This window comes from Photobacterium andalusiense (assembly GCF_900185625.1).
In the GTDB taxonomy this organism is placed as follows: Bacteria; Pseudomonadota; Gammaproteobacteria; order Enterobacterales; family Vibrionaceae; genus Photobacterium; species Photobacterium aquimaris.
Map to the genome: position 1 here is coordinate 150,943 of NZ_FYAJ01000007.1, position 19,906 is coordinate 170,848.

Below are 19,906 nucleotides of genomic sequence, written 5' to 3' on the forward strand. Positions count from 1 at the left end.
TACACTTATTGTAATTGTAAAAATAAAACCACTACTGTTATGCAGAGAGATAACAGTAGTGGTTCGCTATACAGTAGCAAAATACAAATTTAAACCGATATAAAATAAATATAGGTTTATTTTTTCTGTGAATATGTTGGGTAATCTAAAATCCAACGCTCCCCAAATTTATCATCCCATTCTTCTGGGAAAGGAGCAAAACCTGCAGCAGGGTACATAGTTAATTCACTAAAAGTAATTTGATTATTATGGAAATATAAGTCAACTCGCACCATGTCATAATATTGACCAATACGTTCTGCTATTTCGATCATCTTATCGATAAATTCAGGTTTTTCAGGCACAGGTACACGACGTGGGTAAACGACCGTTATGCCTAATTCGTTCCAATCTCGATCATAATGATTACGGAAGTGCTCTTCAAATCGACCTTGGTCTAATTGAATAAATTCTACTTTACCATCAATAACATGCAGTTTGTAATCATCAGGAGTTGTGCCATTGAAATCAAGAAACTCTTCAGCAAATACACGTGGTGGAATATTTTGGTATCCCCACTCACCAAGTGAACCTGATTGATCTTTTTTAAACCAACGTCCAGCAAATGCTTTCATCTCTGACTTTGAAAAATGTTTGCCATTACGTACAAATTCAATCGTTTGACTAGTATGGTTCGCTTTTAATACGTAATCATTTGGCATTTTATTAAATGGGAACATATCAAAATCAGCGATATATTTGGCAACCCATAATGTTTTTGGAATGTACAATTCTGGCGCAATTGTTTTTATGAATTCTTTTGCTGCCAATTTATCAGCACCAATTGTTAAGTACTCACTACGATCATGAATCTTTTTTAATTGTATTTTTTCATTAAAGCTTTTTGGGTGTGAGTAATTAATGAATTTCTTATATTTACGGTAATATAAAAGCTGTAAGCGTAATTTTATTGGAAGTTTGGATACTATTCCTGAAAACAATCGATATTGTAAGCTTTCCATCTTAGGTTCTCTGCCTGTTATTTATTTGACTTATAAGTTTGGTTTATCTATTTGACAATCAAATTTAATAGATTTATTTATACTTTATATATCAACTGATCATCAGTATTATTTATGAATAGCTTAGTATAACTAAATTACAACTTTTGATCCTATTTGCTATGTTATCTCTATGTCATTTTTCAATTAGAATGCTGTATGGTTTTGGTGGCAGGTATATGTTAAGTATATTAATCACCATTTTTAACGGTAAATGTTACAGTAATAATGTATATATTTCATTTAATTTGTTTTTTTTAACATTAATGAAGAAAAAAATTTCATAGATGAATATCTTTTTAGCAAATTGATATAATAACTACAAATAAAATTACGATCTGGTTTGTTATATATTATGCTTAACTGTGTTTTTTTATTTATTAATAGTGATGTGAAAAGTTATTGTTATCAATCTAAAACGTTATTGATAAATGCAAGCGCTATAAGTACGAGTATTTATTTATAAGGTTCTGAATCATAAAAATAACACATGCTTGGTCAGATGTGGGAATCGCGGTACACTGCAAGCCCGAGATAATGCCTGATGGGATAAATAAAAATGGCTATAGACTCACCGAAGTACACTGATTGGCAACAGGTTTTGGATTTGCTTCAGCAAGCATCTACACAACAAAGAGAGCAATTATTGTTTAAAGTGTTATTAACTCATGATGAAAGAGAAGCTTTGATTGCTCGCGTAAACATTATCCACGAGTTACTTAATGGCGAACGTAGTCAGCGTAAAATTAGTGAGTTACTTGGTGTGGGTGTGGCGACAATTACCCGTGGTTCAAATGAGCTAAAGCATCAAGATGATGATACCAAAGCATGGTTAGCTGATTTTCTAGCTAAAAATGGCTCATCCAGTTTGTAATATTTAGTCACTCAACCATTTTTAGCCATTTATGCACAGCGCTTAAATAAACGCTGTGTTGTAATTTAGTATAATTCCGGATTTAAAAAAGGAATCAATGCTAAAATTAATGCTTGTTGATAAACACTACTACGACTTAATAAGTGTTGAGTTAGCATCGCAATCGCGCCACCTTTTTGCTTGATGTTCTGTTGAGCAAACATTTCATCCATCACATCTCCAAGCTCCATACCTTGCGCTATTTTCGCTAACGCGAGTGGGGGTAATGGTAATGATGCTGAGCGAGCTGTTGATTTCTTGCCTTGATGTTCAATCACCATCCATGCAAAGGTAAAGTTACAATCTAAGCCTGCTTCTAAACCAACAATGTAATCGGCATTTGGGTAACGTTCTCGACAATAAGCGACGCGATTGTTTGCTCCTAATAATGTTTCTTCGCTAGTTAAAGGTTGATCACGAACGCCACTGACGGTACTTACTCCTGTGATCGTAAACTGTTGCTGAGGAAACGCATCCTTAAATGCATTACTGACAGCGGTAATTTTGGCTGGGTTAGCTGATGCGACAATAATGGTTGGCATAATTAACTATTCGTCAAAGTAAAACATGAATAAACAGATCGAAAGTAGCGTATTTAAGGGCAAAATTACAGCAAATAAAAAAGCCCACCTAATAAGATGAGCTTGTATTTATCCCTAGTTGAGCATTCCGTGGTGATTAACGGTCGTAAGCCCAGTCTGATTGAATAATATAACCGTGAATTTGGAACTCACCGTTATTAACAAATAAGTTAGGAAAATCTGGCTGTGAGGTCGAGAATACAACACCATCAGCAAGTTGAGTCATGTGGTAAAAATCAGGCTCACTACCACGAACAGAAGCGAATACTGGTTGCTTTGGACGATAAGCCGCTTCTTTAGTTGCTAATGCGTAGCTACCGACTGGTGCGCAATGGGCAATGTTTTCATTATCAATGAACAAGCCTAGACATGCATCACGCTCTAAGTGTTGCGGGATCGCTCGCTTACTGATTACTTCAACAGAATCACCTAAATTGTAAGCTGAAAAGTCTTTACGGTGAATAACTGGAATATAAGTGCAGGTCGCAGAGCTATCATGTTGAGTGCTGATAGTCGTTGTTGCTTGTGTTCCAGTATCAATTTGACCCGTTAGAATATAGCCAATTGATGTATTTAGAGTTTCAGCGATTTTTTCTAGTTCGCGTACTTCAATACCGTACTTACCCGATAGTTTACGACTCATTGTACCTTGCTGAAGACTAAGTGCTTCACCAAGTTGTTTTTGACTAATGCCTTGAACTTTAGCCAAGCGCTTAATTCTTTCTAAATATTCCATGTAACTAGCTTCCTGCTTCAAATAGGGAGTGTGAATGAAAAATGCATTCTCAATAGTTATAAAACATATTACTTAAAAGTGTAGAAAAGGAATCATAGTTACTTAAAAAGTGGGATTGATTTGGTTAAAGAAATATACCCCATAGGAAAGATGGGTAAAAAATGGAACAAAATACGCGAAAAAAAATAAGTTTAGAGGCAGGAAAGGCAATCAGCTGATGTGAAAATAAAAGATTATAGAAACGATAATTTTTGACAAAAAAAATAACAGTATTCGTAAGGTTATGATTTTTAATACTTAAAAAGTAAACTTAAAAGTGTTAAATAAATGTGTTTATTTGTTTTTTTATTTTTGTAAATCGTGATTTGTTTTGTAAAATTGATTTATTCAGTGATACTTTGCTCAATAATAAAATTAAATAGTTTTTATGGGTATTAATATTGTTATTGATAAGGTTGATGATAGTCATGGTTTATTGACGCTGAAAACAAGTTAAAATACCTGTGCGGTATATTAACTTGTGATCATGAAGTTCGTGAAATTATGGCTACAGTGTGAAAGAAAGCTTTTATTGACTAAATTGCCACTAAATCGAATGACAAGAAAAATTTAGATATAAAAAAACCTAAGTATTAATAACTTAGGTTTTTTATTTAGTGGGTTATTATTTAGCAGTTGGTGCAGGAGTACGAATTAAGTAATCAAAAGCACCTAAACTTGCTTTTGCACCTTCACCCATTGCAATAATAATTTGCTTATAAGGAACGGTAGTAACATCACCTGCAGCAAAAATGCCTTCAACGTTAGTATTACCGTGAGCACCAATTTCAATCTCACCACGTGGTGTTAATGCAACGGGTGATTCTTTTAGCCACTCAGTATTTGGCACTAAACCGATTTGAACAAAGATACCTGCAAGTTCGATGTGTTTGATTTCATCTGTATTACGATCTTTGTAGCTAATGCCTGTAACACGGGTACCATCGCCAACCACTTCAGTTGTTTGTGCCATTTTAATAATGTCGATGTTAGGCATACTTTCTGCTTTGTTGATCAACACTTGGTCGGCACGTAATGTGTCAGCAAATTCAAGCACAGTAACATGCTCAACAATACCAGCAAGGTCAATTGCAGCTTCAATACCTGAGTTACCACCACCGATAACAGCAGTACGTTTACCTTTGAATAACGGACCATCACAGTGTGGGCAGTAAGCAACACCTTTATTACGGTATTCTTGTTCACCTGGGACGTTCATTTCACGCCAGCGAGCACCAGTACTGATGATCACACTGCGAGATTTTAAAATTGCGCCACTTTCAAGATAGATATGGGCATAACCATCTTCAGTTTCAGTTGCTTCAACAATATTCTTAACACGTTGCTCACTCATGATATCAACGTTGTATTGTTTTACGTGCTCTTCAAGGCTTGCTGCTAAGCGAGGACCCGTTGTTTCTTGAACAGAAATAAAGTTCTCGATAGACATGGTATCCATTACTTGACCGCCAAAACGCTCAGCAACAACACCAGTACGAATACCTTTACGTGCAGAGTAAATAGCAGCTGATGCGCCAGCTGGACCACCACCAACGACTAATACGTCAAATGGGGCTTTATCATTAAGGCTTGCTGCTGCTTTTTTAGCAGCGCCTGTGTCTAACTTATTTAAAATTTCAGTTAGTGACATACGGCCTTGACCAAATACTTCACCGTTTACATAAACAGTAGGTACAGCCATGATATTGCGTTCTGTTACTTCCGCTTGGAAAGCCGCACCATCAATCATACTTGCTTTAATGCGTGGGTTAATCGCTGCCATCATGTTGAACGCCTGCACAACATCAGGACAGTTTTGGCAAGATAATGAAATGAAGGTTTCAACAACGATGTCTTGATCTAATGCTGCGATTTGATCGATAACCGCTTGTTCTAATTTCATTGGGTGACCACCACTGTGCAGTAGTGCTAATACCAATGAAGTAAATTCGTGTCCCATTGGTAGACCGGCAAAGCTGATTGAGGTCTGTTTGGTTGGGTTAACCACTTGCATAACAGGTTTACGTACGCTGGCATTATTATTCTCAATAACACTAACTTTATCGTTTAGTTCTGCAATTTCGTAAGCTAACTCATGCAGTTTTTGTGCAGTGTCACTATCATCTAAACTTAATACCAGTTGTACGTCAGTTTTTAAATTTTCTAAATACGCTTGTAGCTGCTGCTTCATGTTTTGTTCTAACATAATCTTGCCTTTTTAATTTGTTCATGGCCTAACAGCAGATAATCAATGCGGGTCTACTGTAATACGACATATTGCCTATATAAAAAGGCGTAAATATGTTTGAAGGTCTTTGAATTAATAAGGCACCAAACATGATGTTTATGTTTGATGCCTTATTACTTTTAAATAAATGATTTACTTAAAAGTAGGATGAGTAATATTTCAGTTCGACGCTATGTCAAAAATAAACATTATCATCAAAGGTTAATAAGATTAGATCTTACCAACTAGGTCTAGAGAAGGAGTTAGTGTTGCTTCGCCTTCTTTCCATTTTGCAGGACAAACTTCACCTGGGTGCGCAGCAACATATTGTGCAGCTTTCACTTTACGCATTAGGTCTTCAGCTTCACGGCCGATGCCTTCTGCAGTGATTTCCATTGCTTGGATAACACCTTGTGGGTCGATTAGGAAAGTAGCGCGGTCTGCAAGACCTTGACCTTCACGCATAACGTTGAAGTTATTAGTAATGTTACCAGTTTGGTCACCTACCATGTAGTAGTTGATTTTACCGATAGTGTCAGAGCTGTCGTGCCATGCTTTGTGAGTAAAGTGAGTATCAGTTGATACTGAGAATACTTCAACGCCACGAGACTGAAGCTCTGCGTAATGGTCAGCTAGGTCGCCAAGCTCAGTTGGACATACGAAAGTAAAGTCAGCTGGGTAGAAGAAGAATACTGCCCACTTACCTAGAACGTCTTTTTCAGTGATTTCTACGAAGTTGCCTTCTTTGTATGCTGTAGCGCTAAATGGCTTGATTTCTGTGTTGATCATAATATGGAATCCTTTTAAATATAATTTTAATTTTTTATGCTGTAGTGCAAATCAAATCTCTGAAGCCATTATTGTCAAAATGGGAATGTTAAGGAAATCGTTACAGCCGATACATTCAATAGCCAAAACCTATTATTGTTGGATTGGTATTTTTTGAGGTTTGTTTTTATTACGTAGAATGGAATGTGGGGAATAGGTAAGTAGTGATGCTGGAGGGTGAATTGCTATTAATTGAGTTTTGAACGTTTCAGCTTAATGAAAATGTCCTATTTTATTTGATAACAAAATAGGACATTTTTAACAGGGCTAATACGGCTATCATCAAGATAAACTTAAGAAATCATGATGAGTTGCTAATTTTATTAGCAGGGCATTTTTTGATAAAAAGCTAAAATAATGGTGAGAATTAGCCATAACCACTAAATCAACCGATAAATTTGTCGCCAATCGTTCAATCGCCATACCGATAGGTCCATTAACAATATAGACATGATCTCTATTTAAGCTTGTGTCTGTAATTAAGGCCTTTATTTTCTTTTCTAACGCCTCTTTTTCGGTATTAACAATATCATTCCCAACTGTATTTCCTAAATATGCATCATCAGAAAAAAGCTGTTCATCAAGATTGGTGGCATAACCCACAAACAGTTCTGCATTGAGTTGATCAGCTAACGCAATCGCTTTGAGAAGATAGGGCTTTGAATCGATATCTAGCGCATACAATACTTTTTTATACATCTTTGCCTTCTTTAGGTTTATTAACCCATGCATATTCTAAACGAGAGACTAATGCATGGTACAACAGTGCAATTAGAACAATAATGCAGCTACCTGCAAAAATGGGATAAAACGCAAACAGAATGCTGGTATGGGCACCTAACATGATCAATAACGGGTTTCCCCCTGCTGGTGGGTGGGTAACATTAAGAATGATCATTAGAAATATTCCAACACCAACCGCTAACCCAAGAGACCAAAATGTGACAGGTAAAAAGTTGGCAAATATAATGCCAGTGATCGCTGTTGTTAGGTGGCCAAATATGACGTTTTTAGGGTGGGCCAAAGGACTTTGCGGTAAACCAAAGACCAAGACCATGGTGGCTCCAAAAGGTGCGACTAATAAATAGTCTCCTTTGGCTACACCATCGACAAAGGCAAGAATACCAATACACAGTGCAGAACCAGCAGCGGCAACTAATGCAATCATCCAAAGTTTATGAGCTGGGTGGGTGATCTTATAATGGATCCCCTTTGGTATATCATCCATTCGTAATACTTACTTATTAGTTCAATTTATTAATATTATATGACAAGTATAATAAAATGAGAGGTATATTAATGCTTCATTAGTATTATCTAAGAATGCGGTCATGATCCCTGTTTTAATCTAGCACGATATTATGTTTATTATGTGTAACTATATTCAGGCCAAAGCTGTAGATATAAAAAAAGGCCGCTGATAAATCAGCGGCCTTTTCGACAGATTAATTACCGATAGTCAGGGTAATTACATCCGTGCTTTAAAGATATTAACGATTTCTTCTAAGCTTGCTTGACGTGGGTTAGTTAAAGAACAGGCATCATTTAGGGCATTTTGTGCCATGAATGCGAGTTTATCTTCCGTTACACCGAGGTCAGTTAAACGTTGCTTAGTACCTACCTTTTCAGATAGTGCATCAATTGCTTCAAGGGCAGCATTAACGGCTTGCTCTTGCGTCATTGCGGCGGTGTCGATACCCATTGCTTTAGCAATATCAACAAAACGCTCTGGTACTTGCTTGGCGTTAAAGCGTGAAACTTCAGCCAATAAGATTGCGTTACATAGACCGTGTGACAGGTCGTAAACACCACCTAATTGGTGTGCCATTGAGTGAACGTAACCTAAAGAAGCATTAGAGAATGCCATACCAGCAAGGTACTCGCCGTACTGCATTGCATCACGTGCTGCGCGGTCTTGACCGTTATTCACTACTGCTTCTAAGTTGTTAACAATTAACTCAATCGCTTTGATTGCAGATGCATCAGTAATTGGCGTTGCAGCTGTTGAAACATACGCTTCAACGGCGTGCGTTAATGCGTCCATACCTGTGGTTGCCGTTAGGAACTTAGGCATTGCTACCATTAGCTCTGAATCGTTCACTGCAATAATAGGCGTGAAGTGCTTATCAACTACTGGGTATTTGGTTTCATCTTCTTGGTTCGTGATGATAGCAAATACTGTCATTTCTGAAGCTGTACCTGCGGTTGTATTCACGGTTACCAATGGCAGTTGTGGTTTCTTAGATAGATGCACACCTTTTGAGTAATCACGAATATGACCACCGTTAGCAGCCACTAATGCGATACCTTTCGCTGTATCGTGTGATGAACCACCACCAAATGAAATCACAAAATCAGCATTGCTGTTTGCAAGTAGCTCTAGGCCATCTTCAATGTTTTTCTCTGTAGGGTTTGGCTGCACACCATCATAGATAACGTATTCAAGGTTATGTGCAGTTAACTCGTCAGTTAGTTTGCTAACCAGACCTACTTCAACTAACACACTGTCAGTGACGATAAGGGCTTTTTTCAGCTCTTTTGATGCAAGTTCAGCACCTAGAGATTGAATAGCGTTAGGACCCATTAAGGTTACAGGTGGCATGTAAAATACATTGCTCATAGTAAAACTCCGATAATTATTTATTAATTTATAGTGACTTACCGCGTTAGCCATAAGTCTGAATCTGTTTGATTGCGCGTTTCAAAAACGAATAACGGCTGCTGTTATATCGAACTTAGTGGTTATTGTTTGTGTCGATGCAGCCATTCTACACCTCGCTAATTTGGTAACAATAGAGTAAAAACTAAAACACTATTACTTATAAGTAATAATTGTTTTTAACTAAAGTAGGGAAACTCTAATGCTCTATTATTATTTATCAGCTGCTGATAATAGTTTGTCATTAAAGCTCATGTGGCTGTTTTTGTTAGTTACCACAATTCCTGAATGTGATTTGTCAGCAGTGCCGCTTACAGCGTAGTGGCTAGCAACAACAGCATTATTGGCTTGGTTATTGAAACTAACGTTACCAGTAAATGCGCCATCACGTGCTGATGCAGTGTAAGAAGTGGCGATAATAGCGGTAGCGATAATTGCTTTAATAACTGTTTTCATGAGTTGTATAACCTTATCTTTATCATTGTTTGTCAACGCTGTCTGCGTTTCGATGGAGCTATATTAACAATTACCAAAAACAAAACAATACAGATAAAACGCAAAAGATTATTACCAATTAAGTGTTAATTAGGATGGTGGGTTTTAGGGGCGAGATTTTAGAAGCAGGGGCGAGTTTTCGAGAAGCGAGGAGGAGCCGTTAGATTAAATACAACTCTTAAGTTGTATTTGGTGGGTGGTACATTTGTTGAGTTGTTGAGTTGTTGAGTTGTTCGATTGGGCTGGCTATTACGACAAGGGATTAATCGACGGCTCAGAGTGGAAAGCTAACCGCTTCAAATTCTTATAATGTAGTACAAATGTAATACACAAATAAAGGTAACAATTTGAATAAAAATGGGTTTACATTATTAGAGTTAATTTTCACTATCGCTATTTTAGCAATAGTCCTCGCAGCAGCCGCACCTAGCTTTCATGGCCTAATGGCACGTAATAAAGTAGAACGGACGGTTACCGAACTCAAAGGGCTATTCATTGCCGCAAAATCTGAAGCAGTGATGCGCAACAAACAAGTGTATCTGCACACCGTAGGCCTCACTGACACCAAAACCTATACCGATGATTGGTGCGTTATTGCCACCACCGAACCCACGGCCAACAGCTGCACCACCAACGACAACACCCTTTATATTGTTGATGGCCATAGTCTAAGTGGACTTAACATTAAGCGGCATCAAGACTACGCCACGATTAAGATCGATAGCATGAATGGGCATCCTAAGTTCAATGCAGGTGAGAGCATCATAGATTGGTTAACGTTTGAGAAAGAGAGTGGTAAAGCAGTCACCATGCAAATGCACATGTTTGGGCGGTTGTATCGGTAAGTGATGGTATGGATTGAATGTATATATATAGCTAAGAAAAAGCAGCTAGATAAAACTATTGTATGAACAATTGAACCATATTAATAATAAATCGGCTTTCAAAAATAGAGATTTATAAATAAAAACAACCTAAGTAAAGTAATAACGATAAAATAATAAAAATCTCTTAATATTTTTTGTAACCATATATTAATAACTCTACTTGTTTTCTTTTCATGATCCCTTTTGACCTCTATTCTCAGCGAGAAATTTTTATTTAAATATATTCATAGTTTTAAATTATATTTTTTAATTCCAATAAAGAATATTATACTTGAGATAATTTATAATGAATCATATATCAAATTTATTTATTGCTTCCTCTGTTGAGGGATTAGAAATAGCAGAAACAGTTAAAGCTCTTCTAGAGCATAGCCATATTAGAGCTGAAATTTGGACGCAAGGCACTTTTTCCTCTAATGGCTATCCATTAGAGCAACTAGAGATTGCATTACAAAAACATGAATATGGCCTTTTTGTAATGACTCCAGATGACATCGTTACTCGACGAGGCGAAAATGTAAATGTCGCAAGAGACAACTTATACCTTGAGTTAGGAATGTTTATTGGCAAATATGGAAGGAAAAACTGCTTTATCTTAGTTCCACGAGGAGAATCTAGCCCAGTAATGCCAAGTGACCTTACTGGTTTTAACACTCTCACTTATGATCCTTCATGGGAAAAAGACAGTTCAGAAGCTGCACTTGGTAATTCTGTTAGAGAATTAAAAAAAACAATCACAAAAAAAGAGAAAACGGAAAGTATTAGTGAAAATATTATTATCCCTGAAGAACAAATATCAATATTAAAGGTACTTTTTAATACACCTAAAAGTATTAAAGCAGAAAGAATAAGAGAGTACCTTAAAATTGAACATGGTTTTTTTTATTACCACATAAATAATTTAGAAAATAATAACAACATCAAAAAAGAAGATAATTATAATTATATAATTACAGATAAAGGAAGAAAACTAGTAGTTGAAATGTTATAAATTTAATTAATTTTAGTTGGTAATAATATGAAAGGCAATATACTTGGTGATATTAGAGCTGAGCATGATGTTAATATGCTTGAGAATTCTTTTTGGCAGACAACCGAATATAAATCATTATTAGAGTCATATGACCGTTGCATTATTGTAGGACGTCGAGGAACAGGAAAAAGTGCATTAGTACATATGTTATCTAAACATTGGGAAAATAGACAAAAGACCCAAGTATTAGTTATAACTCCCGTTGAAGAACAAATAATAGGTCTACGTGATGTCCTTAAATTATTCGGTGATAATTACCTACATATAAAAGCCGGTAGTAAACTTGCTTGGCGATATGCCATATATATGGAAGTTATAACTGAAATGGTAAATCATTATAAGTTAAAAAATTTCTTGGATATACATTCGATACAATCACATATTGTTGATTGGGGATCAAGAAGAAATAATATTACAAGAAAGATAAGAAGGAAACTAATTAGCATTTTAGAATCTGATGATAAAAATAAATCACCCGAGTCTAGAATTGCCGATTTATCTGATGCTTTTGAATTAGACTTATTAGAAGAAGTGATACTAGAAGCAGCAGAAAAAGGAAAGTTTCAATTTGTATTATTTGCTGACAAATTAGATGAAGGATATACTCCAGACAACTTAGGGGTCGCGATTGTAGATGGTTTTGTCCAATCAGTAATAGATATAAAGCATATTCTTAAAGAAAAAGTAATTGCTTTCGCATTCATTCGAGATAACATATATAGAGCAATATCGAAAAATGATCCTGACTTCACAAGAAATATAGAAGGGCAGACATTAAGAATTCATTGGGATGAATACAATCTATTTAATTTAGTATGTAATAGATTAAGAGTTGCTTTTAACTCTAATGTTGAAAATAATACTAGAGTGTGGAATGCACATACTGCAGATGAATTAAAATCATTAAAAGGCTTTAGGTTTGCATTAAAACTAACACTATATAGACCTCGTGATATATTAGTTTTATTGAATGATGCTTTTTTAAGAGCAGGAAGCCAAAATAGAACAAATATTATTTTTGAAGACATAGATGCAACTGCAAAAACAATATCTAATAATAGATTAAATGATTTACATAAAGAATATGAAACAGTTTTTCCTGCCTTAGAGAGATTCACTAAGTGCTTCAGTAATGAACCACAAGAAGTTACACTTAATATAGCTTGCGATCTTATAAACAAAGCACTTGATAATAATGATGTTTCTGATAAATTACTCAAACAGGACTTGATTTTAAGCGATAATCCAGCCCAAGTAATCCAACGTTTATATAGTGTTGGATTCATAGGATTATATAATGATACATCTTCTTCTTATGTTTTTTGCCACGACGGTAAAGACCCTGATAGAGATTTTAACCCCGACTCAAAACTTCTAATACATCCATGTTACTTACTTGCATTAAATAACCAAAATATAGGTTTAAATATAAATAACGCAGAAGATATTCATGATGAATATGACATAGAAGTAAGTTCAATAGATAAAGAATTTAGAAAGCAAAAAATAGGGACACTAATATCTGACTTAAATAAAATTGCTGAAGGACATGAAGAACAGTTAGATTTTTACTCTTGGGTGCTAAAATCCATAAAAGTACTTTTGGCTGCAGAGTTGGTTAATATAGAGATAACACAAAAAAATAATTTTTCAACCATATCTGCCACAAATATCGGAAATAAAGACATATGGAATGAAATACTTAATGAATATAAATGTAGTGAAGTTTTTATTAATATATATAACAAACAAGGTTTAAGTCGAAACGACTACTTATCAATTTCTGACAAAATATTCAATAAAGATATAAAGTTAGCATTTATTATAAATAGGGATAAAGATAATAACATATCGAAAGATACAGAGCTAAAATGGGTTAGAGAAATATATAATAAAAAAGGAATTTTAATTATAAAATTATCATCTAAATTTTTGGAAAGACAACTGTCAAAGTCCAGAAACCCTCAAAAGCATGATGACATAAATAAAGAAATGAAAAAGCTAATAAAAACATATACAAACACGTGGGTTAATATAAAGAAAAAATAAATCCATATATTTTAAAATCATCTATCATTAATTAAAACAATGATAGGTGATTAAATTATTTTCATATGGAATGCTAATTTTCTTTTACCACTCTCGCAATTGTCGCTCGGCTGCACCCTAACTTCACTTGAATCTGCGAATAACTACGTCCTAGTGTGAGTTGATCTAATATATCGTGATGTAAGGCTAAATTAGGTTGGCGACCACGATACTTACCTTCTGCTTTTGCTTTCGCAATGCCTTGTGCTTGGCGTTTATGGCGAGTTTCGTAATCATCACGGGCCATCGCTGCGCCTAAATCCAACATAAATTCGGTTAAGGCCAGAGTAATGCTGTTTTGCTCACCAGAAGTGAACACGGTATGAGTCATGGGCTGATCTGCTACCACAATAATTAACCCTTTTTCCATAATACGAGCTTTTAAAGTTTTCCATTCCCCCCAGGGCAAGCGAGTTAAACGGTCCATCTTTTCAATCAACAACACATCACCGGCTTCGCTATCTTCAATTATCTTATTAAGTTCGGGACGTTCTAACTTGGTGCCAGATTGGTTTTCAATGTAGTAGCCAGCAATACGATGATCAAACTTCGTCCCAAAGGCTTTAAGTTCTTCTTTTGCCCGTTGAGCATCTTGTTCTGTGGTTGACGCACGAAGGTAGCCACGGATTAGCATTTTCATCACCTATCGGTTCAATTTAAGTTGGTTTCTTATATACTACAACACTGGTTGAGGGATGAAGTGAACTGGTTTTGTTGGGGTATACTTATAAAAAATAAAAAACTAAGAATGAAATGTTTTTTTAGTCAAAATTCATATTAAATAGAAAATCACTAAATCTTACAAATTAAAAATAACATCCTGATTTAAATGCTATATCCATATCATTTTTTTAACTAAAATACGCTACCGACTGTATTTAATAGTAAATTACTAAAGGTTGACTAGAAAAATGTTTAATCTATTTCGTTCAAAAAAAAAGCAGATGATTGGAGATAACGAAGTATATGCACGCGTATACAATGAACTAGAGTCTGGAGATAACGAAGTATATGCACGCGCATACAATGAACTACAGTCTGGAGATATTCATTATGCTTCTATGGCACGCGCTTTAGTTAAAGCTGAAGGAAATCAAGAAAAAGCGACTGGTATTTATATCCAAGAGCGTATTGGTAGTTTAAAGGAAGAAATGCTCAAACAACAAAGTTTAGAGAAAAACAAAAAAAGTTTAGAGAAAAACAAAAAAAAGACTATAACTCAAGACTTTCGATTACTTACTTCATATTATGACCCATCTTACAAATCACGGTCATGTAATAATTGTTCTGCACATATCCCTAAAGGAAGAGTTTACTGCTTTAATTGTAAAACCATGCAAGAGTAATTTTTACATATAGTATATTTCTTTAATCAAGGTGAACAACAACATAATATTGCTCACCTTCTATATTGTACGACATCAGATAATACCAATCAGCCTCAAAGTCACTTCATCCAGCGGCGACTTACCATCCTTAAATATCCGCAAATAGTCCTCATAGCTCAGTGAATGGTACCACTCACGCTGTTTAGCCTTATACTCATCCCATTGAGCATCATTAGCTCTTATCTCAACTAATCGCTGCCGTTCACGCTCTCGCTGCTTTTGTCTATATTGTTCTAATTTTTCTGGATCTTCAGACAGCTTAATACGATTCTTGGAGGTTGATCGCATCCAGCGCTTGCACAGTGGAGCCTAGACGACCATGGTGCAGGTAGAGGTTACTGATGTCCGCACCTTGGTTGTCGCTGGAAGAGGAACACACATCTTTAACTTGGTGTGTGTCCTACTAAGCTTTTGACTCCATTTTGAAGTCTCGATTCAAGTGAGCTAGGTGCTAAGGAACAAGCTCTTTATTTAGTGCCTGTCCCTTCATTTTCTCTTTCATAGTTTTTCTGGCATGCTTTACTGAGATACTAGTTACTGTTCTTTCTCAATGTAGCTATCAATACACTACCAACAATCGCAGCACCACCTATGCACTGTACAACATTCAATGATTCACCCAACCATAGTACCGCAAAGATCGCCCCAAAAAGTGGTTCGCTGCCCATCAAAATGGACACTTTCGTTGGAGAGGTTCTTCGTACTGCATAGTTCTGAACAAAAAAAGCAAACAGTGTGCAGAACAATACAAGGTAGAGCGTGATCAACCAGAATTCCATGCTATTGGGAATAGAATCCAGCGTCAGCCCTTGTCCGTAGGTAAACGCAAGAACGACCGCTCCCAAACCAACTACCAGCGATTGCAAAGCTGTCAGGCTCAACGAAGTAATTTCACGGTTTTCAGTAAAGCGTTTGGTTGTGGTAACCATCAATCCACGCAATAGTGCTGCGGTCAAAATCAACCAGTCACCGGTATTAAGCGATAACGACAATGAGCCATCATATGTCAGCAGGTAAACACCCAACACACAGATCAGAGACAGCATCAACAACTGCCTACTTAATCGCTGCTTATTCACCATCAATTCCAAAAAGGCAGTCAGAATCACCGACAGACTGATCAGGAATGCGGCATTAGTGGCCGAGGTAATGGACACACCAATAATTTCACAGCAAAAAATTGCCAGTAAAATTCCTCCAGTAGGAATTGAAACTTTCCAATCCTTATTTCTTCCGGCCCTGAAGTCTTTCACTGTAGAGAAAAACAAGATAGAGAACGTCAGTAAAAAGCGAATGGCCATGAAAACAAAGACGCCAGTAAACAACAACGCAGACTTTGTCATCCCATAACTTGTCCCCCAAAATGCTGCCACTAACAGTAAAAGGACTTCTATGGTTGGAAAGGCAAACTTTTTAGATATTTTTTGAGTTGTCGTATTCATCAGGCCACCTGCTCCAACTTTGTAAATGCAATGACCAAAACATCTCTGGTGCCAAGTGTATCATTGTCCAATACTTCAACTGGGCTCACATCGTGCATAGTTCTGGCATCGTCAGCTATGACAATATCAAAAGGATTTGTTAGCTCAGCGGTTGCCTTAGGTTGGCGATCCGCATCCGTAAGAGTAGTAACGCCACCGGAGACGTTGTGTCGATTAATCATCATTGACGCAATAAACGTGAAGCAATCCTGTTTCAGCTTTTCAATATGGTTAAAATATTTAACTGCGTTTGGTATTTTGACTGACATGTTCATATTGAATGCTCCTTTATGCTGAGGCTTTGTTTAACTGGAATATATTTTCAGTGGTAATTGTTCTCTGGCTTCGCTCGTGGGCTACCTGAATCTCCCAGTTATCACGATCGGTTAGGTACCGCGCTTTATCCGCGACAATGTTAGACAAAAACAATTGCCCCTGTGATAGCGAAAAGGTCACTGTTCCTGAAATGGATTGAGCGGTCTGGCTGATAAACGCCTGTGTCGCCTGCTGTAAATGACTTCCCCAACGTCCCTCAACGGCTTCATTAGTCCAGGTTTGGCTGTGCAGGGTTTTCATTCGTAGCAACTCGGTTTCAAGTACGGCGACTTCCAGATGCCGATAGGCGCTCATAAGAGCGCTTGCTGCAGGTGCCTCTCTTATCTCCAGCACTTTTTCATCGTAATCCAGGTGATCAAAACCGATGTAGCGACCAATCTGATAACTGCCAATGTGCTTGTTGAGGTATTCCACCATCTTAATTAATGGCATCACAGTGCCATTAACTCGGGTCGGCATGCCCTTTTGAAATGTAATTGAGACGGAGTGATTGCTGTCTGCCAATTGAAAGTCTGGATTCCAGACTGCCCAATGAAACAATGATTCATACAATGGCCTCATTTAGCCTGCGCAGGCTGTTCTGTGATTGATTGGCGGTATGAATAATCGCGCCACAATTCAGTTTATTTGCAATCTCAACGGCATGCTTAATAATGACTGGTCGAGAAAGAGAAGAGCTGACCGGATAATCACCCAGGTACATCGCCTGAGCTTGAATTGCTGACACAATGGAGTGCTCCACAAAACTTTGCCTTCCGTCTTCAATGATCAGGTCCACACCATAATGATCGGCTATATGAGAGAGCGACTTTGAATCAATACCGTCGCCCATATCGACCGCCAATGCGGTTACTTTTACATTAGAATCCTTCAGAAGTTCCAATAAGTAAGTACTGTCTAAACCACCGCTGAACAGGATTAATATATGTTCTACTTGTCCGTTGAGAGCTGAAATATCAGCAATACTTCTGATTTTCTTCATCGTTTATCCTTAAACTTTTTAGTGTTTGGAAATGAATCCCTATCAAATTGACAATGATGATTATAATTAGATACATTTAAGGAACAATACACCCCAAAAGCAAAGGATATTTGCACAGTGAACAATAATGAGGTAATTCCCCTTCTGCCCGAAATGGCTGTATTTGTTGTCGTTGTTGAAGAAGGCGGTTTCTCAAAAGCAGGTAAAAAACTGGGACTCGCGCCTTCCTCAATCAGCCGATCGGTCAATCGACTGGAAAAAGGCCTTCATACAAAGCTGCTGGAGCGTACTACTCGACAGGTGAAAATGAGCACTGCCGGGACGGAGGTATATACACAGTGCAAATCCATGCTGGAATCCGCCAAGCTAGCCGTCAAAACGGTTCAAAGCACCCAGGATGAAGCTATTGGCGTACTCAGAGTGGCGGCACCGAAGGCATTCGCCAAGCAAATCCTGTCACCATTGCTACTGGATTTTATGGCTGAGTATCCAAAGATCACGATTCACTTCAAGGTATCGGACCTCTATATCGATCTGATTGGAGAGGAAATTGATGTCATTTTCAGGCTGACGGATCAGCCAATCGAAGGGCTTATTTCAAAATCACTAACGCGTACCCAATTGATGATGTGCGCCAGCCCAGACTATATAGAGCAATTTGGAGAACCTGGTCATCCCGATGATCTTGAACACCATCAATGCATTGCGCTGGGTGAACAGGCTGGTGATAACGAATGGCGGCTGACAAGCGCAAACCAAACCACCATCGTTAAAGCAAACAATCGCATGTCGGTGAATCACACTGAAATCCGAAAAGAAGCCGTGCTGCGGAATCTAGGGATCGCCATCTTCCCAGATTTCACTGTTCAACCAGAATTACGAAGAGGCACATTGGTCCAGATTCTGCCCGACTGGCACATAGCTGGGAATTATTCAGGAGAGGTAATCCTTCAATATGCTCAATCCCGCTATATTCCTTATCAACTGCGATTATTTGTTGACTATATGTCTGAGCGATTATCAAAGCTCAGTTTTAATAAGATTGTGCCAGAGTAGACCATCTGTTTTAAAAGGGTGTAGTGATAAAGAGCCGATAGAAGCTTGCGGTTCACTAGGGCCCGCTTCGTCTAACGTATGAGATGATTTACTAGTGAGAGCGACGGGCCGGTTGTCGAAGGACATTAAACATTGCTCGCTTCAATTAAACTGTAATCATTTACAAGAAAGCTTGTTCGTTATCGAAGTGTCAACAGTCTTGAGACACATTAAACAAAGTATGCTGGTGGGTAGCTTGTTGTTCTTGTTGCTGCTGTTTCTTATTCTCTTGCGGGTCGATATCTTGGGCGAGGAGTTCACGCGCTTCTTGATCTAGCTTACGGGCGAGAGCGAGTGAGAGATCGGGGTATTTACCTAGACTTAGGTTTGCCCGCTTTTTGCTATTGGGACGGTAGTAGTTCAACAGCCAATGTTTTGCACCATTTGGTTTGACTCGAAGCCTAAGACCTCCACCGTCAAATAGGTTGTATTCTTTGTCTGCTGCTTTTGCTGATTTGATTTCTTTATCGGTAAGCCGAGTAGTTACTTTTGCCATAATGGGTACACCAAATAAACATCGTTATCGCAGTGTACCCATTGGTGTACCTATAAATCAAAGATGCTACTGGACGTCTTAGAACCCTATAGATACAAGAAAGCCCACTAAAACAATGTCTTAGTGGGCTCTCTGGACACCCTAGGATGTCTTCGTATACGAATTTGGTGGAGCTGGCGGGATTTGAACCCGCGTCCAAAATCAGTCTAACAGATGGCGCTACATGTTTAGTCAATCTTTATTCTCGTATCGTCACTGCGAATTGACACGCTATGCTAATACATACCAGAATTCTATTTCGCGGTTCATCTCTCTAGTCAAAGAATCCCTCGCTATCTCGTTTGGGTTTGAACCCCTGTTATTCCCCGTCTTACAAGCGGAAGCTAGGGCAGGAGCGCTCTCAGCAGGGTATTAAGCTGCTAGTGCGTAGTTTTCGTCGTTTGCGACTATTTTTTTGCGGCTGTTTAACGAGGCAAACCGCACCTCGACATGCTCCACAAGCCTTCGTGATCCTGTCGAATCCTGAATCAGCCCCAGATGCGATCGATGTTAGCAGAATATTTAACTAGGTCAATAGCTATATTGTAATTCAACCATCAAGT

The 19,906-nt window shown here is 37.6% G+C and carries 21 protein-coding genes, 1 other RNA gene and 1 pseudogene; 6 read left to right on the plus strand and 17 right to left on the minus strand.

Going from position 1 to position 19,906, the window contains the following annotated elements; genetic code table 11:
* Positions 1–116 precede the first annotated feature (116 nt).
* On the minus strand, positions 117–1,001 hold the full coding sequence (locus PAND9192_RS15615; protein ID WP_087854518.1) for an ATP-grasp fold amidoligase family protein: 885 nt from the start codon (positions 999–1,001) through the stop codon (positions 117–119).
* A gap of 598 nt (positions 1,002–1,599) precedes the next feature.
* Between PAND9192_RS15615 and trpR the strand changes: the two genes are divergently transcribed.
* The gene (trpR, locus tag PAND9192_RS15620; protein WP_087854519.1) at positions 1,600–1,914 is read left to right on the plus strand and encodes a trp operon repressor; all 315 of its coding nucleotides are present in this window, start codon (positions 1,600–1,602) and stop codon (positions 1,912–1,914) included.
* Positions 1,915–1,979: 65 nt separating this feature from the next.
* On the opposite strand, the gene yjjX is transcribed toward trpR, so the two are convergent.
* From yjjX to PAND9192_RS15660, 8 genes are all read right to left on the minus strand, one after another.
* On the minus strand, positions 1,980–2,495 hold the full coding sequence (gene yjjX / locus PAND9192_RS15625) for an inosine/xanthosine triphosphatase (protein ID WP_087854520.1): 516 nt from the start codon (positions 2,493–2,495) through the stop codon (positions 1,980–1,982).
* Between the two features lie 136 nt (positions 2,496–2,631).
* Positions 2,632–3,270 (minus strand): helix-turn-helix domain-containing protein, encoded by a 639-nt coding sequence (locus PAND9192_RS15630; protein WP_060997694.1) that lies wholly within the window; start codon positions 3,268–3,270, stop codon positions 2,632–2,634.
* Positions 3,271–3,934: 664 nt separating this feature from the next.
* Positions 3,935–5,515, minus strand: coding sequence for an alkyl hydroperoxide reductase subunit F (gene ahpF / locus PAND9192_RS15635; RefSeq protein WP_087854521.1), 1,581 nt, complete (start codon positions 5,513–5,515; stop codon positions 3,935–3,937).
* A gap of 252 nt (positions 5,516–5,767) precedes the next feature.
* A complete protein-coding gene (ahpC, locus tag PAND9192_RS15640; protein WP_065177314.1) occupies positions 5,768–6,325 on the minus strand; it encodes an alkyl hydroperoxide reductase subunit C in 558 nt (185 codons plus the stop codon).
* Positions 6,326–6,646: 321 nt separating this feature from the next.
* Positions 6,647–7,063, minus strand: coding sequence for a universal stress protein (locus PAND9192_RS15645; protein ID WP_060997697.1), 417 nt, complete (start codon positions 7,061–7,063; stop codon positions 6,647–6,649).
* Complete coding sequence (locus PAND9192_RS15650; RefSeq protein WP_087821497.1) at positions 7,056–7,592, minus strand: HPP family protein; 537 nt, start codon at positions 7,590–7,592, stop codon at positions 7,056–7,058. The genes PAND9192_RS15645 and PAND9192_RS15650 overlap by 8 nt, the downstream gene beginning before the upstream one ends.
* 240 nt (positions 7,593–7,832) lie before the next feature.
* A complete protein-coding gene (locus PAND9192_RS15655; RefSeq protein WP_087854522.1) occupies positions 7,833–8,984 on the minus strand; it encodes an iron-containing alcohol dehydrogenase in 1,152 nt (383 codons plus the stop codon).
* Positions 8,985–9,236: 252 nt separating this feature from the next.
* Entirely contained in the window at positions 9,237–9,479 is a 243-nt protein-coding gene (locus PAND9192_RS15660; RefSeq protein WP_087854523.1) for a hypothetical protein, read from the minus strand.
* 386 nt (positions 9,480–9,865) lie between these two features.
* On the opposite strand from PAND9192_RS15660, the gene PAND9192_RS15665 reads away from it, so the two are divergent.
* From PAND9192_RS15665 to PAND9192_RS15675, 3 genes are all read left to right on the plus strand, one after another.
* Positions 9,866–10,363, plus strand: a complete 498-nt coding sequence (locus tag PAND9192_RS15665; RefSeq protein ID WP_087854524.1) for a pilus assembly FimT family protein — start codon at positions 9,866–9,868, stop codon at positions 10,361–10,363.
* Between the two features lie 328 nt (positions 10,364–10,691).
* Positions 10,692–11,396 (plus strand): nucleotide-binding protein, encoded by a 705-nt coding sequence (locus tag PAND9192_RS15670; RefSeq protein WP_087854525.1) that lies wholly within the window; start codon positions 10,692–10,694, stop codon positions 11,394–11,396.
* A 27-nt stretch (positions 11,397–11,423) separates the two neighbouring features.
* Positions 11,424–13,487, plus strand: a complete 2,064-nt coding sequence (locus tag PAND9192_RS15675) for a P-loop ATPase, Sll1717 family (RefSeq protein ID WP_087854526.1) — start codon at positions 11,424–11,426, stop codon at positions 13,485–13,487.
* A gap of 73 nt (positions 13,488–13,560) precedes the next feature.
* Here PAND9192_RS15675 and PAND9192_RS15680 read toward each other — a convergent pair whose 3' ends face one another.
* Positions 13,561–14,160: a recombinase family protein gene (locus PAND9192_RS15680; protein ID WP_087854527.1), complete on the minus strand. Its 600-nt coding sequence runs from the start codon at positions 14,158–14,160 to the stop codon at positions 13,561–13,563.
* 277 nt (positions 14,161–14,437) lie between these two features.
* On the opposite strand from PAND9192_RS15680, the gene PAND9192_RS15685 reads away from it, so the two are divergent.
* The gene (locus PAND9192_RS15685) at positions 14,438–14,872 is read left to right on the plus strand and encodes a hypothetical protein (protein WP_087854528.1); all 435 of its coding nucleotides are present in this window, start codon (positions 14,438–14,440) and stop codon (positions 14,870–14,872) included.
* Positions 14,873–14,947: 75 nt separating this feature from the next.
* Here the strand turns inward: PAND9192_RS15685 and PAND9192_RS15690 are convergent, their stop codons facing one another.
* The 5 genes from PAND9192_RS15690 to PAND9192_RS20920 all read right to left on the minus strand — a co-directional run bounded on the left by PAND9192_RS15690 (position 14,948) and on the right by PAND9192_RS20920 (position 17,713).
* A complete protein-coding gene (locus PAND9192_RS15690; protein ID WP_087854529.1) occupies positions 14,948–15,202 on the minus strand; it encodes a hypothetical protein in 255 nt (84 codons plus the stop codon).
* A 242-nt stretch (positions 15,203–15,444) separates the two neighbouring features.
* Positions 15,445–16,356 (minus strand): DMT family transporter, encoded by a 912-nt coding sequence (locus PAND9192_RS15695; RefSeq protein WP_060996741.1) that lies wholly within the window; start codon positions 16,354–16,356, stop codon positions 15,445–15,447.
* Positions 16,356–16,670: a 2OG-Fe dioxygenase family protein gene (locus PAND9192_RS15700; RefSeq protein WP_087854530.1), complete on the minus strand. Its 315-nt coding sequence runs from the start codon at positions 16,668–16,670 to the stop codon at positions 16,356–16,358. Before PAND9192_RS15700 ends, PAND9192_RS15695 begins: the two co-directional genes overlap by 1 nt.
* A 13-nt stretch (positions 16,671–16,683) precedes the next feature.
* Positions 16,684–17,292, minus strand: a complete 609-nt coding sequence (locus PAND9192_RS20915; protein ID WP_306341515.1) for an argininosuccinate synthase domain-containing protein — start codon at positions 17,290–17,292, stop codon at positions 16,684–16,686.
* Positions 17,276–17,713: an argininosuccinate synthase domain-containing protein gene (locus PAND9192_RS20920; protein ID WP_234999176.1), complete on the minus strand. Its 438-nt coding sequence runs from the start codon at positions 17,711–17,713 to the stop codon at positions 17,276–17,278. Before PAND9192_RS20920 ends, PAND9192_RS20915 begins: the two co-directional genes overlap by 17 nt.
* Before the next feature lie 117 nt (positions 17,714–17,830).
* Here PAND9192_RS20920 and PAND9192_RS15710 point away from each other — a divergent pair, with 117 nt between their 5' ends.
* Positions 17,831–18,769 (plus strand): LysR family transcriptional regulator, encoded by a 939-nt coding sequence (locus PAND9192_RS15710; protein WP_060996739.1) that lies wholly within the window; start codon positions 17,831–17,833, stop codon positions 18,767–18,769.
* Positions 18,770–18,965: 196 nt separating this feature from the next.
* Here the strand turns inward: PAND9192_RS15710 and PAND9192_RS15715 are convergent.
* Both PAND9192_RS15715 and ssrA read right to left on the minus strand, forming a co-directional pair.
* A pseudogene (locus PAND9192_RS15715) lies at positions 18,966–19,304 on the minus strand (integrase arm-type DNA-binding domain-containing protein); the annotation flags it as partial.
* Between the two features lie 165 nt (positions 19,305–19,469).
* Positions 19,470–19,839, minus strand: a transfer-messenger RNA (tmRNA) gene (gene ssrA, locus PAND9192_RS15720).
* Positions 19,840–19,906: the final 67 nt, after the last annotated feature.

Coding starts and splice junctions, on each gene's coding strand:
- PAND9192_RS15615 (WP_087854518.1), bottom strand. CDS start 1,001: ATGGAAAGCTTACAATATCGATTGTTTTCAGGAATAGTATCCAAACTT.
- trpR (WP_087854519.1), top strand. CDS start 1,600: ATGGCTATAGACTCACCGAAGTACACTGATTGGCAACAGGTTTTGGAT.
- yjjX (WP_087854520.1), bottom strand. CDS start 2,495: ATGCCAACCATTATTGTCGCATCAGCTAACCCAGCCAAAATTACCGCT.
- PAND9192_RS15630 (WP_060997694.1), bottom strand. CDS start 3,270: ATGGAATATTTAGAAAGAATTAAGCGCTTGGCTAAAGTTCAAGGCATT.
- ahpF (WP_087854521.1), bottom strand. CDS start 5,515: ATGTTAGAACAAAACATGAAGCAGCAGCTACAAGCGTATTTAGAAAAT.
- ahpC (WP_065177314.1), bottom strand. CDS start 6,325: ATGATCAACACAGAAATCAAGCCATTTAGCGCTACAGCATACAAAGAA.
- PAND9192_RS15645 (WP_060997697.1), bottom strand. CDS start 7,063: ATGTATAAAAAAGTATTGTATGCGCTAGATATCGATTCAAAGCCCTAT.
- PAND9192_RS15650 (WP_087821497.1), bottom strand. CDS start 7,592: ATGGATGATATACCAAAGGGGATCCATTATAAGATCACCCACCCAGCT.
- PAND9192_RS15655 (WP_087854522.1), bottom strand. CDS start 8,984: ATGAGCAATGTATTTTACATGCCACCTGTAACCTTAATGGGTCCTAAC.
- PAND9192_RS15660 (WP_087854523.1), bottom strand. CDS start 9,479: ATGAAAACAGTTATTAAAGCAATTATCGCTACCGCTATTATCGCCACT.
- PAND9192_RS15670 (WP_087854525.1), top strand. CDS start 10,692: ATGAATCATATATCAAATTTATTTATTGCTTCCTCTGTTGAGGGATTA.
- PAND9192_RS15675 (WP_087854526.1), top strand. CDS start 11,424: ATGAAAGGCAATATACTTGGTGATATTAGAGCTGAGCATGATGTTAAT.
- PAND9192_RS15680 (WP_087854527.1), bottom strand. CDS start 14,160: ATGCTAATCCGTGGCTACCTTCGTGCGTCAACCACAGAACAAGATGCT.
- PAND9192_RS15685 (WP_087854528.1), top strand. CDS start 14,438: ATGTTTAATCTATTTCGTTCAAAAAAAAAGCAGATGATTGGAGATAAC.
- PAND9192_RS15690 (WP_087854529.1), bottom strand. CDS start 15,202: ATGCGATCAACCTCCAAGAATCGTATTAAGCTGTCTGAAGATCCAGAA.
- PAND9192_RS15695 (WP_060996741.1), bottom strand. CDS start 16,356: ATGAATACGACAACTCAAAAAATATCTAAAAAGTTTGCCTTTCCAACC.
- PAND9192_RS15700 (WP_087854530.1), bottom strand. CDS start 16,670: ATGAACATGTCAGTCAAAATACCAAACGCAGTTAAATATTTTAACCAT.
- PAND9192_RS20915 (WP_306341515.1), bottom strand. CDS start 17,292: ATGAGGCCATTGTATGAATCATTGTTTCATTGGGCAGTCTGGAATCCA.
- PAND9192_RS20920 (WP_234999176.1), bottom strand. CDS start 17,713: ATGAAGAAAATCAGAAGTATTGCTGATATTTCAGCTCTCAACGGACAA.